The sequence below is a fragment of the Oceanobacillus timonensis genome (assembly GCF_900166635.1).
In the GTDB taxonomy this organism is placed as follows: domain Bacteria; phylum Bacillota; class Bacilli; order Bacillales; family Amphibacillaceae; genus Oceanobacillus; species Oceanobacillus timonensis.
In genome coordinates this window covers 329984-347726 of record NZ_LT800497.1, presented here as the reverse complement: position 1 = coordinate 347726, position 17743 = coordinate 329984, and the positions used below count along the sequence as shown (strand labels likewise).

Sequence of the window (17743 nt, the reverse complement as noted above, 5' to 3'; positions counted from 1 at the left end):
ATTTGTTTTAACTTTATTATTTCCGGGGAAATAGTATGGTAGAGTTGAAACAATGTACATGCTATAGTAAAGAAAACACTACATGATTGGAAAGGCAGGATTGACAATGGCTATTACACTACAACGTATTTATGAAAAATCAGACGAGCCAGGATACCGTGTGTTAGTTGATCTGGTCTGGCCTCGCGGAATTTCCAAAAAAGATGCACACTTAGATGAATGGGCAAAAGAAATAACACCTACACCATCATTGCGAAAATGGTTTAACCATGATCCTGAAAAATTTCCGGATTTTAAAGCGGCTTATAAAAAGGAATTACTGCATGATGACGAAAAATTAAAGAAGCTAGCTGAACTACAAGCGTTGCAAAAGGATCAGCAGCTTATCTTACTGTACGCCGCTAAGGATAAAGAGCATAATCATGCGCTTGTTTTAAAAGAAGTGCTTGAAAGCAAGCTTCCTGAATAAGAATGAAGAAACGCTCGAAAAAACTGTAACGTACGATTTCTTTTGTCTGTATCAAATGATGCATCAAAAAGGCAATGAACCGCTGAAACAGTTCATTGCCTTTTTTCATTTACTCTTTCGCCATCGCAAATTCATGCTCATCTATTTTTTGTTCTTTATTATTGTTATTCAATGCAAAAATAGAGAAGATAACAAATAATACAACAATGGCACCTAAAATGTAGAAGGTCGTTTCATAAGTCGTCTGATCATAAATCCAGCCGACTAGCGAAGAGAAAATAATAACACCAATTTCACTGGATACTTTATAACCTATTAAATAAACCGTCGCTGAAAGCCTGACATCAAAGTTCGCAGCAATATATTTAAACACAGCAATTAATAAAATCGGCAATTCGACAGCGTGCAGCATTTTCATAAAGGAAATGCCGAATCCGCTTGTTACCACTGCTGAACCAATGATACGAAATGCCATGATACTTCCTGCTAATATCAATGAACGCTTAACACCGACTTTGTTGACAATAAATGGTGCCAGGAATAAGAAAATTGCTTCGACAAATACCTGAATAGAGTTAAGGATACCGTAGACTGTATTCCCATCAGCTTCTGCTCCAGAAAATAAACTCACAAAGTAAACTGGGAATAACTGCTGATCGTACACGGTGTAAATGCATACTGTTCCGAATAAATAAATAATTAGAAACCAGAATACTTTATTTGCAAATAAAAAGCGGATATCTTTCATCGATATATTGGAAACGCTTTTTTCTTCTGTCTTCGAAACTTCTACTTTAAAAGTTGCGTTAATCAGAAGAAAGATAATTCCAGTTCCGGACGCAATCCAGAAGTTAATATGCGGGTTAATACTCATTAACGCACCTGCACCAATAGCAGAAACAGCATAACCTAACGAACCCCACATACGCGATTTCCCAAATTCAAAATCATATTTACGGCTGAGTTTTTCTGTAAAGGATTCCAAAAATCCTGCTCCGGCTATAAAACCTGCCCCTAAATAGATAGCGCCCAGGACCGCTCCTACATAAAAATGATTTAAAAGTAATGGTTCATACACATAAATAACAAATGGTGCAATGAAAACAAGCACAACACTTTGCAACCAGACCAGGTTTTTCTTCGTTCCTAATTTATCCTGTAAATATCCATAAAGAATCATGAAAAATAGAGAAAAGAATGAATTAAAGGAATAAATCGTTCCTACCTGCGCTCCTGTTAATCCAAGACTATTATTCAACCAGATCGCATAGAAAGACCACCAGATAGACCACGTGATAAAGAAGAAAAATAGATACCCCGATGAAAACCAATATTTACTATTCTTTAAAAAATCCATGTTTATAAGATCCTTTCTTTATACTTTACTTTATACGTGCGGGGAGCTTATCCAACTCCTCCGCACAATGATTATTTCCAAATAGAATGCAATTTTGTCCATGTGATATTTTCTACCTGTACTGCTTCATTTACTGCGAATACTTCCAGTTGTGTTATCGTACCTTCTGGATAAATCGTATTCGTCGCCGCGGATAAGCCATCATTTAAGAAGAGTTCGATAGAAGCTTTGTCAACGATTGCTTTCAGCGTTTTCACTGCTTCTTTATTCAGGCTTCCCTTCACTTCTGTCGGGAAATCTTCCGAGAAGTCCGTGATGCCTTGATCCCGATGAAACGTATACGAGTTGGACTGCTTGTCTATCACCAATCGAAAAGCTTCATCCTGATCCGTCGTAAATGTCACGCCCCATTCACTGTTGCCTGTCGTTTTTGCAAGCTGCACATCTATCTGGGCCGTATCACCAATCTCATAGCTTTCTGTCTCACCAGATTCAATAGTCGCGCCAGGATAGGAAATTACCTCTGCGTCGCTGTCTGCCGTAATGACTTCTTGTTTTAATAGCAGATCGTCATCTTTTTCATATAATGACAGTTTCCGGGCCAAGCTCATTGCACTGAGCCAAGGCGATACCGGTGAAACGCCTGCATACTGCCAGTTATTCATCCAGCCAATCCAGTACGTATCTTCTGTATTATCCCAAGTAACAGCGGCGTAAAAGTCTTTTCCGGCATCCGCCCATTTCAGCGTATCTTCCGGTTTTTCATTGGGTTGAAATGCTTTGCCGTCGAAGCTACCTGTAAAGTAATAAACAGCAGATCCTCCGTTAGGCCCACCTGGATTGATGCTTACAATAAGGACCCACTCTTTTTTGGAACGATTCTCCACTGGTAAATAAAGCAGATCCGGGCATTCCCAAACCCCATCATAGGAAGGATATTCTTTCCCAAATGAAGATAGATAAGTCCAATCAATCAAATTTGGGGAGCCGTAAAATTGCATATGATCGCCACAAGCTAATACCATTATCCATTGCTGACTGTCCTCATGCCAGGAAACTTTCGGGTCACGAAAATCTTTTATTTTTGTATTCGGAATCACTGGATTCCCTTCATACTTCATCCATGTTCTTCCCTTGTCCTTGCTGTAAGCAATACTTTGCTGCTGGCTCGCACCATCTTGTGTGAAAATGGCAACCAACCCGCCGGAATCGCTTTCAAACAAGCCGCTGGTATTATTTTTATCAACTACTGCGGATCCAGAGAAAATGGTTCCCAATTCATCTGGAGCTATCGCAACTTCATGTTCTTCCCAGTGATACAAATCTGTGCTTGTTGCATGACCCCAGTTCATATTTGCATGTTCACTAGCAAGTGGATTGTACTGATAAAATAAATGATATTCTCCTTCGTAATAAACAAGACCGTTCGGATCATTCATCCAATTCTCTTTTGGTGTGAAATGCAACTGCGGACGGTGTTTTTCCTGATATAACATAGCAATCTACCTTTCTATCAAATTATTTATATTTATGAAAACCATTGAAAACGGTATCAGTAATTTCTTACGTATTATCATCTTACATTTTTCTAAATATGTCAACCGGTTGACACAAAATTTCATAAAAAACCTTTGAGCGATAAACAAAACATAAAGTTTGCGCGCCTATCTTTTTTGGGTAAATTTAACACGCTTTTTTCAATCAAAAAGCACCTGCTCCCTAACAGATGCTTTACCCGTTTTCATTTCCTTTTTTCTGAGATTACTGATCCAGCATCTCTTCATTTTTAATATCTGTATCACTGTATCTTTCCGTCCCACGCTCTTCCATTGTTTTAGCTAAGAATTCTTTGACCTCATTATAGGACATACCAGCGTTTTTATTTGCTTCTTTAACCGACTCGATATTTGTTCCTGCAACTGTATATTTATCGCTTTTATTTTCCTGCATGACTATCCCTCCTGCTTTGTTTCCGTTTATTTTACCCAATAAGGCATTTCTTAACCAGGAAGCTCAAGTCTTTTAGCAAAAATAGACGGCACTGATATAACTTTCTTGTTTACCTAACTATTTTTAGGATAATAGGAAAATCCGGGATATTTCACAACGGGCCATTTTTCTTTGCGCAGTGAATCAATCAATTCAGAGCCCACATTCAAATTACTTTGGATCAATTCCTTAGGCGTCAACGCCATCCATTGATTCAATGACACGTCTTCAAAGCGGCTGCTTTTGAATATTTCTAAAAACCATAATGTATCGTCACCCGTATTCTGAATATAATGTCCATTAGCAAAGGGAACATAACCGACATCACCAGCACGATAGTCAAATGTACGTGCAGCGCCCTCTCCGTTAAATACCGTCATACGTCCCTGCCCGGCAAGGTAATATTGCCATTCATCCTGATTGGGATGCCAATGCATTTCCCTCATGCCACCCGGCTCAACCTCAACAAGTGCAGCGGCAATGTTTTTCGAAATCGGAAAATTAGAAGTGTCAACAATTCGCACGCTTCCACCTGGCGTTTTAATGGGTGTTTGCTTCAAAAGCTCGTGCTTGAAGGTCAATGGAACTTCACCGTTGGGAGACGGGACTTCCTGACTTTCCAAGGAACCGGGTACTTCTCCTTGGTAGATATAAAGCTCATCTGAAGGAATGGAGTGGAAAGTATTCTCTGGCACACCGAAATTAGCTGATAGGACATCTTTGGGCGTATGTGCAAACCAACTAGAGATGGATAAAGTATTTTGGTCAGAAAAATTTCCATCATCAAAGACCAGGAGGAATTCACAATGCTCCAATCCTTGAATGGAATGCGGGATTCCCGGTGGAAAGTACCAAAGATCGCCGGGACCAATATCTGCAATAAAATTCCGTCCATCTTGGTCAACCGCCGTTATTCGCGCCCTTCCTAAAAGCATGTAAGACCATTCCGCTTCTTGATGCCAGTGAAGCTCTCGCACACCACCAGCTGTTAAACTCATATTCACCCCAGCAAGTGTCGTAGCGACCGGGAGCTCTCTCGCAGTAACCTCTCGAGACCATCCTCCCATTTTTAATTTCATGGAAGTATCTGAGAACGAGAATTTCAAGTTCGGAAGCAATCCCGTATCCGTAGCTGGCGGAACAAGCATATCCGGATTTTGCACATCCCGCATAATATTACGCGGTCCCACATCCATCGCGCCCGCTCCATCATTTCGAATAGGCTGCGGTACATGTTCATTCCATTGATTACCATTTCGGTTTTCCATCAAAAAGCACCTCATTTATCGGTTTATACAGAGAAAACCCCTTTAACATCGGTTTATGCCTCCTGCTTCTTGTATGTGCCTACGGTTAAAAAGAAAGGGATGAAAAAAGAGATGAACCTGGCCAGTATACCTTGCCTTTCGTTCATCTCCGTTATAAATTACTCTTTTGCTGCCAAAGCGATACAGCCTTTTACACCCTGCTCATCGTTTAATGCTGGAGCAACAATCAATTCCTCTACATTCTCCACTTCGATGTAATCATTTAACAGCTCCATGAATTTTTCACGAATCATCGGATACAATTTTTCCTGTTTCATGACACCGCCGCCGAGAATGATTTTTTCTGGAGAAAGAATCACAAAATAATCCATGATTGCCTGAGCCAAATAATATGCCTCTAATTCCCAAACATGATCCTCATCAGCTAAATCCGCGCCTTTTTTACCATAACGTGCTTCAATGGCCGGGCCGGCAGCCAATCCTTCCAAGCAGGAGCCGTGGCTTGGGCATGCCCCTTCAAATGTATCTTCCGGATGTTTTTGTAATAAAACATGTCCCATCTCCGAATGATTTCTTCCCTGAAATGGCTTTCCATTTTGAACAAGTCCTGCCCCGATTCCCGTACCTACAGTTATGTAAAGACAACTCGCAGCATTCTTACCGATTCCATATTCATATTCACCCATGCTCGCAACAACAACGTCCGTCTGAATGGCCACAGGAACGCCTAAACGTTTTTCAAGCTCTTCCATAAGCGGATAATAACGCCACGGAATTTTAGGAGTCTTTTCAATCGTGCCGTAGTTTTCACTGCCGGCTCGTAAATTAATGGGTCCAAATGCGCCAACTCCTAATTTCTCAATCGAATGTTTCGCAAAAAATGCTTCCACTTTTTCTAATGTTTCATCCGGTGTTGTTGTTGGAAATGCTGTGCGATCTATAATCGTACCATCCGGGTTCCCCACTGCGCATACAAATTTTGTCCCGCCCGCTTCAATTGCTCCTATCATCTCTGTAAACACTCCTTATTTATTCTACATGTTTGATTATTATAGCAGATTTTGGTTCGAAGTTACGATTTCATCTTTTTTCTAAAACGGAGAAACGGTATTCCTTCACGTGGAATCCCTTGTTGTTTCCCCTTTCCAAAGTGAAACCGGAAATGTTTTTTCTTTTCTATAATGCGGTTTATCATCAATCTCCCAAACTAATGTCTCGACAGCGTTTTCTGCAATTTGATAGATTGGCTGAATAATTGTTGTGAGATTCGGATAAAGCGACCGTATGAGGCTTGTCCCATCATAGCCGATAATTTTCAAATCTTCCGGCACCTTGTAGCCTAGACTCTCCGCATATTGTAATATACGTATAGCGAGTAAATCGTCACTTGCAAAGATTCCGTCTACATCCGGATGCTCCTCGAAAAGCTGCTGTATGGTAACAATATTACTTTCTAAGAATGCAGCATCAGAAACAACATGATACGTTTCTGGAGTCCTGCCAGCTTCTTTCATTACTTTTTCATAGGCATATTGCCTGTTATTGGCCGGTGTTTCCAACTTGGCATCTCCATTAATATGAATGATCTTTTTGCAACCTGTTTCTATCAGCTCCCTGCTCGCCATTTCCCCGCCTTGGAAATTATCCGAGCTGACAACATGAATATGTTCAGATAAGTAATGGTCAATGGCCACTGCCGGAAATTGTTGTTCCTTATCTATTAAACCGCGATTGTAGGTAACGACAATGACCCCATCAACCTGATGCCGGCGCAGCATTTCCCAATATTTTTTCTCTTTGTCCGCTTCATGAAGGCTATTACAAAGGAGCACCTTATAGCCTTTTTCATCACAAATACTCTCTATATGCGCCACCAATTCTCCAAAAAAAGGATTACTGGTTGAAGGAACAATCACACCAATCAAGTAACTGCGCTTGTTATACAATGAACGCGCAAGGTCATTGGGTACATAGTTAATTTCTTCCATTGCTGCATATACTTTTTCTTTCGTTTTGTTGCTGATATATCCCCTGTCATTTAGAACCCGGGAAACCGTCGTCGGGGATACACCGGCTACTTTCGCGACATCCTGGATTTTGGGTTTCATACAAAATCTTCTCCTTTAATCCCGCTTTCATTTTTTCACATCTATTCTTCATCATATCGGGTTTCGTTTATAACGTAAAGAACCGTATGCTAAACCATTCAAAAAGCCATATAAGATACCAACGAATTCGTTGCATCTTATATGGCTACTTTCTGCTAAACTACAGCGCTTCTTCCACCGCAGCCGGCAATTCCTCTTCACTGACTTCATCGTATGAAGAAACTTCATTATCATCATTCACATAAAGCATCAGATATGCTCCTTGACGCAAATCCTTTTGTGCAGAAAACGTCACTTCAATTTCTTCTCCATCCTCTGTATAAGCCGGCTGCTCATACCAATAAGTGGTCGCTATTTCTCCCGTATCCATCTTATCCTCTTCTGTACTTGCCGGTTCATCCACTTGAATATAAACATTATCTTTTCCCGCCCGATTGAAATCCACTGTCATCAAAACAACAACCGCTGCGGCAAATAAAACGACGACACCTATCATGACAAAAAATAATTTTTTCATGTTAACCCTCCTGTACAATATTTCGTGTAATGGTTTTATTAAATCCTCTGGCCGTCACCACATAATATAAAATATAAATAATTGTATAAGCCGCCATCCAGATAATGACAGGCTCCAACAAATTCGCTTGTAACAGACTGGAAAATGCCATTAGCGCCACTGCCCCATGCATTAACCCTAATACCAGCGGTGCCAGAAAAATGAGCCCGACTTGGTAACGTATTGTTTTTCTCATTTCTTTTTTGGAAACACCAATTTTATATAAAACGGCATATTTATCCTTATCTTCCTCTGCTTCTGTCATCATTTTAAAGAAAATAATGCTGCCTGTAGCCACTAAAAACACTAATCCTAAAAAGCTGCCGACAAATAGCATCACTCCAGAAGATGCTATGGCATCCTGATAACTTTGTCCTGCACTGGAGAATCTCTCTATATCTGCATTTGCTTCCAGGTCCTGAGAAAGGTCTAAATGATTTTTCTCATCCGTAATCTGCACTGCCTGATAAGCAGCATCTTCTCCATCCAGCTCTTGAAAAGCCGCATCATCCATCACTAAGGTAGAGCCTGGTAATGTCGGCGTATTTACTAACGGGTCTTGATAAAACTGACTGACTTTTTTCTCATCACCCTCAATAGCAATGGCTTCTTCTCTATCCCCTTGCAATTGCGGATCATAGTAAGGATCGACCATCATTGCTTCATCTTTTCCCAAGTCATGGTAATCGATATCCCAGCCAAGTGCTTCTGTCAATTTCATAAATGTTTCTTCGTCTATAACATAGTAAGACTGATCATATGGCTCTCCCGGTACGGTGATATCCTTTGCTTCAAAGCTGACAGCATCCTCTACCAGGTCGGAATCGATATCCTGGGCTTCCCCTTCCCACATAAAAGAGAAAGGTGCCATTTCTTCTACACTTTTTTCAGTATTATAATACGTGCCAAATATCGCTCCACCTGCTGTAATCGTTGTTGCGCTCAATGTCGCAATAATGGTTAATGTTTTGGCATTCCCGCGAATCCGGTAAAGGAGCTGGGAAGATGTCATAAGATGCAGCCCTTTCCAAGCCCATTTCTTCCTTCTTTTCAAGACATGTAAAATATAAACGAGAACACTGTTAAATAAGAGAAATGATCCTAAAATCGTTAACCCAATAATCACCAGCGGCATCGCCAGGCCTAAAATCCGCCAAGCCGAAGAGGTCATTAAATCCTGCAGCGCCAGCCAGTAAGCTAAAACTAATGACAAAACGCCGATCAGTGCTGAAATCATCCGTGCTTTTGGCTGTTCTTCCCCTTTTTTCTCAGCATGGAATAATTCAATCAGCTTAAATTTATAAATCACCCGGTATCCCAGTAAAGAGGTCACTAAAAATATTAGGAAAAAGACCAGTACCGTCTCGATTACTGCCTGCATAGAAAAAGCAAAACCGACAGAAAGCGATAAGCCCATCAGCTTTAATAAAAGTGACAATAAAGCTTGTGACAGGAAGAATCCTAATCCTACACCAATGACCAGTGAAATAATTCCAATAACGATATTCTCAAAAAATAATAGAAAACCGATCGCTCGTTTACGTACTCCCAATAAGGAATATAAAGCAACTTCTTTCTTCCTTCTTTTCATAAAAAAGGAATTGGAATATAGAATAAAAATGGCCACAAAAATCATTAATACAAACGCCGAAGAGCTCATAATGCCCTGCATCTGCTTGGAAGTTTCCGCTAAACCGCTTATATCATCGCTATGCTTCAGCGTCGCAAAGGTAAAATAAATAATAATCGAGAAGATCGTGGCTCCGATATATAATCCATAGCTCTTTATATTTCTGCGAATATTTTTTAACGCTAAATCAAACAACGTCATTCCCATCACCGTCCAATTCTGCCAATTCATCTAAGATCATCTGGAAGAATTCCTTCCGCGTACATGTTCCACGGACCAGTTCATCCGATAAAGCACCATCTTTAATAAACAGAATACGTCTGCAAAAGCTGGCTGCATAAGCATCATGTGTCACCATCATCACGGTTGTTTCACGGGTTTCATTCAGGTTGCTCAAGCTCTCTAACAAATCGGTAGCTGATTTGGAATCAAGCGCACCTGTCGGCTCATCTGCAAAAATAAGCTTGGGATCAGATACAATAGCGCGGCAGGAAGCAGTACGCTGCTTCTGTCCACCCGAAATCTGGTACGGGTACTTATCCAATATGTCCTCTATTCCAAACGAATGGGCAATAGCATTGACTTTTTCTTCAATTTCTTTTGCCGGCTTTTTGGCAACAGCAAGCGGCAGCAGAATATTTTCCCGCACTGTTAATGAATCCAGCAAATTATAATCCTGAAAAATAAAGCCTAAGTGGTCCCGGCGAAAATCTGCTAACTTTTCCTCTTTCATTTTGGCAATATTGTCTTCTTCAACATAAATATCTCCGTTCGTCGGTGTATCAATTGTCGCCAGTACATTAAGAAGCGTTGATTTCCCAGCACCGGACGGTCCCATCACCCCTACAAATTCGCCATGGTCGATGGTAAAAGAAATATTTTTTAACGCTTGAAATGTATTTGCGCCTTTTCCATATGTTTTTTCGACATCGTCTACTTTTAATAAATGCTCCATCCTCTTTGCACCTCTTTCGAATATCTTTATCTTTACTATAGCCCCTCATCCTTAAACAGCCATCAATGTAACCTTACAAAATGTTTAAATCTGTCTCATAGTTAATGAATTCCTGTTAAGATAGTAATAATTCAACTTTTTGGTAAATCATAAATACACATTGTTTTGATATAGAAAGGCGGGAACTTCATATGGAAAAGCCGAAAATTTTAATTGTCGATGATGAACAGGACCTGTGCCAGCTCATGAAAACAGCGCTTCAAAAAGAAGGAATGACGGAAATTGCTACAGCGGGGTCGATCAAAGAAGGGTGGAAGCAATTTACCAGCTTTGAACCCGACTTGGCCATATTGGATGTGATGCTTCCAGACGGGGAAGGATATGATTTATGTCGAAAAATCCGGGAAGTATCACGTATTCCCATTCTTTTTTTATCCGCTAAATCGGATGAAATCGATAAAATACTTGGACTGGCCATTGGCGGGGATGATTATATTACGAAACCGTTCAGTCCCAAAGAAATGGCTTACCGCGTCAAAGCACAGCTGCGCCGGGCAGGTGTATATACCATGGAAGCGGTCAGTTCACACGCCCCAGCTCAAGCAGACAAAAATATCGGCGTCTTTACCATGAATGGGGATGAAACGGAAATAAGCAAGGACGGCGAAGTTTTAGAGTTGACTGCTAAAGAAGTCGGTTTAATGGCATGTTTTCTGCGCAACCCAAAACATATTTTAAGTAAGGAAACCTTATTCGAAACCGTATGGGGAGAAGATTTTTACGGAGCAGATAATACGTTAATGGTGCATATTCGCAGACTTCGGGAAAAAATTGAGGAAAACCCGTCAGACCCTGCCTATATTGTCACTGTAAAGGGGCTAGGGTACCGTTTTAATCCATAAGCATCTATACAAGGACTCGACCTGCAATTTTTGAATTTGAAAAAGGAGTAAATGCATCATGAAATGGAAACTCACTATCCGCTATCTTATTTCCATTCTCAGTATTGTCTTTATCGTCAGCATTGTGAATAGCATTATTCTTATTGCGTTATTATTTTCGCAACGTCATGAAAACCCGGAAGATATCACACATGATACAGGGGAAAACTTTACTCGCAACTTCTCTCAATATTTAACGATAGAAGACGGTACACCGGTTGTCTCAGAAGAAGGAAGAGATGCACTGACCCGCTTTGGTGCCTGGCTGCAAATACTGGATCAAAACGGAAATGTCTTATCCGATGAATACGCACCGGATAATGCCGCCACACACTATACACCGATTGATTTAGTTCATAAGTATAAGTACATGGATGATGATTTCAACACGTACTTCGTCAGTGAATTTGAGGGGTACAGTTATATCGTCGGTGTCCCTGAGTCCCAGCAGCAACGAACCATTATTATGGCTGATCCGCAGCAGGTTCTGAAGTACACTTCCCAGTTCTTAGGCGCTATTATTATTGTCGACTTAATTATCGCCTGTATTGTCGGATTTCTGTTCAGTACGGTGTTGGCCAAACCCGTCTCACGTATTATTGAACGGATTAGTGAATTAAAGGAAAGAAAATTTGAGCCGAAAAAAATGAAGCGTCCAGGCGTATTTAAACGCGTATTTGCCAACTTAAACGACGTATCTGAAACCTTGCAGGCACATGAAAATGATCGGCAAAAACTGGAGAAAATGCGTAATGAATGGATCAGCAATGTGTCGCATGATATTAAAACACCGCTCGCATCCATCCGTGGTTATGCAGAATTGCTGAGCAATGCGGATGTCTCTGCAGAGGAACGTTTAGAATACGCAGAAGTCATTGAACGGCAATCACTTTATATGAAAGAGCTGCTCGATGATTTTAATCTGACCATGCGCCTCCGAAATCAGGAAATGGATCTACATCTTCAAGAGATACGCGTAGAAGGTTTTGTCCGAAAGATTATTATCGATTTATTGAATGATCCGCAATTCCAGACACACGACATTGATTTTACCAGCAATGCACCTGAATTAATCTGGAATATAGATCAGCATTTAATGAAGCGGGCATTATTAAACTTTATTATCAATGCCTTAATTCATAATCACGAAGATGTAAAAGTCTCCGTAGAAGTGCAGGAAGACGGCATTATTATCCGCGATAACGGCAAAGGGATTAAAAAAGAGGAACAGGCACAAATTTTTGACCGTTATTACCGCGGCACAAGCACCACGTCACGCGGCACTGGACTTGGACTGGCTATTTCAAGAGATATTATTCAGGCACATGGCGGTGATGTGGAAATGGAAAGTGAAGTCGGAGAAGGAACAATGTTTAAGATTCGGATGGATTAATGGTTGGCGCTACACAGATCTGTTACAACTTCCTTTGTGCTTAAAAAGAAACATCAATAAAGTTATATAGAAAAACCGCGAGATTCACTTAAGAGCATGAAAAAGAGCTGACTGATTATCAACTCTTTTCTCAAAACCCAGTCTTTGATATAGGATATGATTTTGCAAAGGTAGACTAGACCTTTCAATCATATCCTTTTTCTTCCGACGAATTTTTGCAGTTTTTCTATTCTGTTCGTCTTTCTATTAGAAATAAGTTCAATAAACTCTATTATCATATAAGCATTGCTGTTATAACTTCTTCTTGTTTAAAATAACGATGGATAACCAGATAAATAGCAAAGATAAAAAAACAGAAAGCAGTATAGCAAACAGATAATTTCCCAAGCTGGCAGCACCCTGCAAAAAGTTCATATTTTCACCAATCAGCGAAATGGGATTATATCGCTCGAATGAATCAACAATATTTAAGATAAATAAGAGAACGACGAACGCGCCTGTCAGTAACAAGCCTTCGTAGCTGTTTCTGGACACAGTGGAAAAAAACAGGATTACCGTGACTAGCAACACCCCAAATAACCATAACGGAAAAGCCGCCTGAAAAATATGCGGGCTATGATTATCTGGAAAATAATAAACCGTATATCCCCAAGTCACGAAAAACGCGGCATACATACAAAAAGTCCATTGGAAAATATAATAAATACTTTTACTGACCACAATCGCAGAACGTTTTAGCCCTTTGGTTACAAGATTAATCAACGTTCCTTTATTTACTTCTCCGCTCACCGCACCACTGCACATCAGTACTATCACGATTAATCCCATCTGTGTCATATTACTATAAAATTGTCCCCAGGAATCCAGCGAAGTCGGTTCCGGAATATCGATTGGCATCGTATCCCCAAAACTCATTTGTAAAATTTCCGGTGTTAATAATGCAATCAGCGGGTTCATGATACCTAAAATAAGAAAAATCACTAATAATATAAGCAGCTTGGACGTACGCCATCCTTCCAACAGCTCTTTTTTGGAAAAATAATAGATATTCCTCATTGAATCACCTCCAAAAAGATGGATTCCAGCGAAGGGTTCATTTTTCTTAATGCAGTTGGCATCATGTTTTTAGCAATCAGGTTCTCTAAAAGAGGGACAGCCACCTCTTCGTAAACTTTGTTATGGGATATAATAAATTGATTGCAATCATTTATCTGTTGCATCTCCGTGATAATTGATTGTTCTTTTAACGCATTCAACTCTGCAATCAGTGAAGAAGTGTCCACCCCTTCGTCAAACACTACCTCCATTTGCGGTTTGGCATAGGTTTGCTTCAATGCTTCTATAGACGAGTTCACCTTTAGCTTTCCTTCATTTAAAATACCTACATAATCACAAATGCGTTCCACATCTCCTAAAATATGTGTAGAAAATAAAATCGTCATTTCCCCTTTTAAAGAGGCTAAAAGCTCCAAAAATGCATTTCTTCCTTCCGGATTTAACGCAGAAGTCGGCTCATCACAAATAAGCAATTCCGGATCATTTAACAACGCCTGCGCAATGCCTAAACGTTGTTTCATTCCTCTGGAAAAACCCTTAATACGTTTTTTATTCCCCTCTAAACCAACCAGCGCTAATGTTTCCTGTATTTTTTGTTTTCGCTTCTCCTTTTTCAATCCCGTAATTTCCGCACAAAACGTTAAATATTCTTCAGCAGACATATAATGATAAAACGCTGGGACATCGGATAAATAGCCTGTAATCCGATTCGTTTTTGTATTGCCGAAAGTTACTTTTTCTCCGCCGACAAATATATCTCCCGCTGTCATTTTTTCTAGACCTAAAATAAGCTTCATCGTTGTCGTTTTACCTGCTCCGTTTCCACCTACAAAACCAAAGATAGAACCTGCAGGAACTTTTAAATCCAATCCATCCAGAACCTGCTTAGAACCGAAACTTTTCGAAACATTCTTCACTTCTAGGATATTCATTCATTATCCCCTCTTCCAAAGACAAAATAAAATACCGGACCAATGATTTGCAAAAGGACAACAATCACAATCCACATTCCTTTGTTGCCAAACCGATAATTGGGATGCTTTATGACATGAATCAGCGCTGTAATCATCAGCGTGAATTGCAGGATAATCAAAGGTATGAGCAGTGCTAAATGATCCATTAAAAATTGTGTATCATTCATTTTTCTCCCTCGCATTCCAAAAGGTTCTTTAACTTTCGATTTATCTGCTCAAAACGTTCTTGTTCTTGCCCATTTAAAAATAACGGATTATCTACAACTGCATTTATAAAGTTTTCTTTTACCAATCTGGAATCCCTCGGCATCTGATTACCAATATCCAAATTGTTAAACCAATCATCAACTTGATCAAAATAATCATCCCCGTGCAGGACGATTGGAAAACTGGTTTCTTTGATTACCTCTGTAAATTCTTCCAGCATGGACAGTGCTTCATGTTCCTCCTTCATTTGCGCATGACCAAAAGCGGCCGATAATTGAAAATTCATCAAAGCCACTGGATGTAAGGAAGTAAGGTCGAATGTTTCTGCTAATGCTTGCCCTCTTTGAACGGTCTCCTTGAATTTTTCAGGAGCATGTATTAATACCTGTAAATAATTTGTAAATGCACTCATCACGACAATAATGTACTGAAATAATGCACTTTGAAGCGTGCTGATGGCTCGATCTGTTTCCCCTTTCATTTGAAAAGCTCCAGAAATTAAGCTTTCCACCGGGAAAATCCCAGGAGGATATTCACCAAGAATTTCTAAGACTTGATCTGCTTCTTTTAATGTAAATAAAGAATAAGCCTCCAACTTAAAAGCTTTTGTAATCAAATCCGGATCTTTTGCCTGCGTTCGGACATGGATAAATAAATCCTTAGCTTCATTCATATAGCGCTGCATTCTCTCTTCTTCGCTTTTTCCCGGAAGCCGGTCAACATGATTCATAATGAGCAATCCCATTTGCAATATAAATGGATAACAAGAATAATATCTGCGAATAAAACTCCGGATAGAAACTAAAACTTCCTCTGCCGGTTTTGTTTCAAAAGAATCTTTTAAAGAAGCATAAATATGCTGAATCTCTTTTTGATTCAGCTGTGATTCATATCCCAGCAAGGAATCAATGCTGACATTAAAATACGCAGCAAGCAGCGGAAGCGAAGTGATATCCGGGTACGTCCGTCCTATCTCCCATTTAGAAACCGAAGCCTTGGAACCACCAATAAAATCCGCTAATTCCTGTTGTGTAATCTTTTTTTCTTTTCTTTTTTCTGTAATGATGGAACCAATATTCATTCGCATAGGAATTCTCCTTTCTCTTTTATTGTATGTTTTCACACAGGGCGATTCAATGGAGTTATTGTTAACTATTGAAGGAATAAATCAACCTGAAAGATACTTTTACATTCTAAAAACAGAAGCAAAAGAACGGTTCCAAGTATTTGAAGATTGATTGGATAGCAGAACAAAATCGCTAACGCGACTAAATCACGTCCCAAGTAGATGCTAATCACTTGGGACGTTTTTCGCTTCAATCATAGTGCCATTACAATGCGGACAATGAAGTTCTACTTCATCCCTATTATTTTTATCCACACTAAATTCACCAATGATATACTCCGGGACTTCATCGGTTCCATGGCAATCTAAACATTGAAATAATATAATCTTCATTTCTTCTTTTAAGCCAAAAGGATCCTCTTCGTCCAGCCAGTCTGGAAAAAATTCATCTGATTTATCCGGCTCTTTTGGGTTTGTCAATTCCGTATCTCCTCCTTCTTTCTTTCTCTACATCCTCCATGTAATGATAAATCCACCCATAGTCAGCATGCCATATTCCAATGAGCTCCATCTGTTTACGGCAACACGGACATTCCAAAGGGTCCTGTTCAAATGATTCTATCATACGTTGACGGTATGTTTTTTTCTTACGTTTTGCTTCCAAAAGAAACGAAATCTGCTTCGTTCTCATGAACGCATATAAACTCAATATTTGTTGCGCTTTACGATGAGCCCTTCTACTATACAGCCCATATCTCCCAACCATTCGAAAATGCTTTGGTGGAATGTGTTGTAATATTTCAAATAAGAACCTGTACACTGGAACCTTTTTATCTACACGTTTTCCTGTTTTATGATTCTCATACCAGTAATGAACTGTTTCCCCATCATAAGATTCAATACGATATTCGGCGATAGCTGGTCGAGCTAAATATCTGCCGATATACTTGGCTACACGCTTGGCATTGTTCATTTTCTTCTCTGCATTGACATAAAAGCCTTTCGGATACCTTTGATATAACTCATTAATAAGTTCTATGATTTTCGGTGTTGCAGGAAACCACTTCTTTAACAAATCTAAGACAACTTTTTGCCAGGACTTTCTTAAAAAATCATAAGGAACATATCCATTATTAACCCATTCATTTTGATTATCTAACGCACCTTCTGTCACCAATGCATGTATGTGAGGATTAAACTTTAAATCTCTTCCAAACGTATGAATAACCGTAATAATCCCTGAACGGAAGCCTCTTTTCTTACCTTTCTTTTTATTATGGTACTGAAATACTTCGGCTACCTGTTTACTTAATTCATTTAATTTTTTTCGGTCATTGTAAAATATGTTTCTTAACTCTCGTGGAAGTGTAAAGACCATATGGCGATACGTAACATTAAATATCATTTCCTGTTGTTTGTCTGACCAGTCATCCGTATACTTTTTCCCACAACGGTGGCATAGTCTGCTTTTACAAGTAAAACACACGAATTTAGGAGAAGGATCCCCTTCACATCCTAAACACTCATAGCGAGCATATCCTAAATCACGTGTCCCGCAACGAATTGTTTTTTCTACCGTTTCTTTTATATGTTCACGATACGTTTTCGGAAAACGATCAGCATGGAACTCCCAAAATCCAGCAAAATGGTCTTTTAAGATTTCTTTAATAACTCCGCTTCCCTTTCTCATATCTCTACCCCTCCAGTGAGTTAATAAAAGTTTAACATAAAAGTTATCCACAGCTAGAGAATTTTATAATTTCCTAGACAAGAA

Annotated in this window: 18 protein-coding genes; 3 read left to right on the top strand and 15 right to left on the bottom strand. The window is 39.6% G+C overall.

Annotated features, from left to right (window positions below; all coding sequences use genetic code 11):
• Nucleotides 1–106 precede the first annotated feature (106 nt).
• Complete coding sequence (locus B7E05_RS02070) at nucleotides 107–469, top strand: DUF488 domain-containing protein (protein WP_080876187.1); 363 nt, start codon at nucleotides 107–109, stop codon at nucleotides 467–469.
• Nucleotides 470–578: 109 nt separating this feature from the next.
• On the opposite strand, the gene B7E05_RS02065 is transcribed toward B7E05_RS02070, so the two are convergent.
• From B7E05_RS02065 to B7E05_RS02025, 9 genes are all read right to left on the bottom strand, one after another.
• Nucleotides 579–1826, bottom strand: coding sequence for an oligosaccharide MFS transporter (locus B7E05_RS02065; RefSeq protein ID WP_080872108.1), 1248 nt, complete (start codon nucleotides 1824–1826; stop codon nucleotides 579–581).
• A 71-nt stretch (nucleotides 1827–1897) separates the two neighbouring features.
• Nucleotides 1898–3322 carry a glycoside hydrolase family 32 protein gene (locus B7E05_RS02060; RefSeq protein WP_080872107.1) on the bottom strand — a complete coding sequence of 475 codons (1425 nt, stop codon included), beginning with the start codon at nucleotides 3320–3322 and terminating at the stop codon, nucleotides 1898–1900.
• 265 nt (nucleotides 3323–3587) lie between these two features.
• Entirely contained in the window at nucleotides 3588–3776 is a 189-nt protein-coding gene (locus B7E05_RS02055) for a hypothetical protein (RefSeq protein WP_080872106.1), read from the bottom strand.
• Between the two features lie 113 nt (nucleotides 3777–3889).
• The gene (locus tag B7E05_RS02050) at nucleotides 3890–5083 is read right to left on the bottom strand and encodes an oxalate decarboxylase family bicupin (protein ID WP_080872104.1); all 1194 of its coding nucleotides are present in this window, start codon (nucleotides 5081–5083) and stop codon (nucleotides 3890–3892) included.
• A gap of 158 nt (nucleotides 5084–5241) precedes the next feature.
• Nucleotides 5242–6093 (bottom strand): ROK family protein, encoded by an 852-nt coding sequence (locus B7E05_RS02045; protein ID WP_080872100.1) that lies wholly within the window; start codon nucleotides 6091–6093, stop codon nucleotides 5242–5244.
• 105 nt (nucleotides 6094–6198) lie between these two features.
• Nucleotides 6199–7191: a LacI family DNA-binding transcriptional regulator gene (locus B7E05_RS02040; protein WP_080872097.1), complete on the bottom strand. Its 993-nt coding sequence runs from the start codon at nucleotides 7189–7191 to the stop codon at nucleotides 6199–6201.
• A gap of 160 nt (nucleotides 7192–7351) precedes the next feature.
• Nucleotides 7352–7708 carry a YxeA family protein gene (locus tag B7E05_RS02035; protein ID WP_080872095.1) on the bottom strand — a complete coding sequence of 119 codons (357 nt, stop codon included), beginning with the start codon at nucleotides 7706–7708 and terminating at the stop codon, nucleotides 7352–7354.
• Nucleotide 7709: 1 nt separating this feature from the next.
• A complete protein-coding gene (locus B7E05_RS02030) occupies nucleotides 7710–9608 on the bottom strand; it encodes an ABC transporter permease (RefSeq protein WP_245832920.1) in 1899 nt (632 codons plus the stop codon).
• Nucleotides 9565–10332: an ABC transporter ATP-binding protein gene (locus B7E05_RS02025; RefSeq protein WP_080872091.1), complete on the bottom strand. Its 768-nt coding sequence runs from the start codon at nucleotides 10330–10332 to the stop codon at nucleotides 9565–9567. The genes B7E05_RS02030 and B7E05_RS02025 overlap by 44 nt, the downstream gene beginning before the upstream one ends.
• 191 nt (nucleotides 10333–10523) lie before the next feature.
• Between B7E05_RS02025 and B7E05_RS02020 the strand changes: the two genes are divergently transcribed.
• A complete protein-coding gene (locus tag B7E05_RS02020; RefSeq protein ID WP_080872089.1) occupies nucleotides 10524–11234 on the top strand; it encodes a response regulator transcription factor in 711 nt (236 codons plus the stop codon).
• 58 nt (nucleotides 11235–11292) lie between these two features.
• The gene (locus B7E05_RS02015; RefSeq protein WP_080872088.1) at nucleotides 11293–12666 is read left to right on the top strand and encodes a sensor histidine kinase; all 1374 of its coding nucleotides are present in this window, start codon (nucleotides 11293–11295) and stop codon (nucleotides 12664–12666) included.
• A 291-nt stretch (nucleotides 12667–12957) separates the two neighbouring features.
• Here the strand turns inward: B7E05_RS02015 and B7E05_RS02010 are convergent, their stop codons facing one another.
• The 6 genes from B7E05_RS02010 to B7E05_RS01985 all read right to left on the bottom strand — a co-directional run bounded on the left by B7E05_RS02010 (nucleotide 12958) and on the right by B7E05_RS01985 (nucleotide 17659).
• Nucleotides 12958–13722 (bottom strand): ABC transporter permease, encoded by a 765-nt coding sequence (locus B7E05_RS02010; protein WP_080872087.1) that lies wholly within the window; start codon nucleotides 13720–13722, stop codon nucleotides 12958–12960.
• Nucleotides 13719–14654 carry an ABC transporter ATP-binding protein gene (locus tag B7E05_RS02005; protein WP_080872085.1) on the bottom strand — a complete coding sequence of 312 codons (936 nt, stop codon included), beginning with the start codon at nucleotides 14652–14654 and terminating at the stop codon, nucleotides 13719–13721. The genes B7E05_RS02010 and B7E05_RS02005 overlap by 4 nt, the downstream gene beginning before the upstream one ends.
• Entirely contained in the window at nucleotides 14651–14863 is a 213-nt protein-coding gene (locus B7E05_RS02000; protein WP_179134431.1) for a PLD nuclease N-terminal domain-containing protein, read from the bottom strand. Before B7E05_RS02000 ends, B7E05_RS02005 begins: the two co-directional genes overlap by 4 nt.
• Nucleotides 14860–15990, bottom strand: coding sequence for a helix-turn-helix domain-containing protein (locus B7E05_RS01995; protein ID WP_080872083.1), 1131 nt, complete (start codon nucleotides 15988–15990; stop codon nucleotides 14860–14862). Before B7E05_RS01995 ends, B7E05_RS02000 begins: the two co-directional genes overlap by 4 nt.
• A 204-nt stretch (nucleotides 15991–16194) precedes the next feature.
• Complete coding sequence (locus B7E05_RS01990) at nucleotides 16195–16449, bottom strand: hypothetical protein (protein WP_245832918.1); 255 nt, start codon at nucleotides 16447–16449, stop codon at nucleotides 16195–16197.
• Nucleotides 16424–17659, bottom strand: a complete 1236-nt coding sequence (locus B7E05_RS01985) for an IS91 family transposase (protein ID WP_080872081.1) — start codon at nucleotides 17657–17659, stop codon at nucleotides 16424–16426. Before B7E05_RS01985 ends, B7E05_RS01990 begins: the two co-directional genes overlap by 26 nt.
• Between the last annotated feature and the right edge of the window lie 84 nt (nucleotides 17660–17743).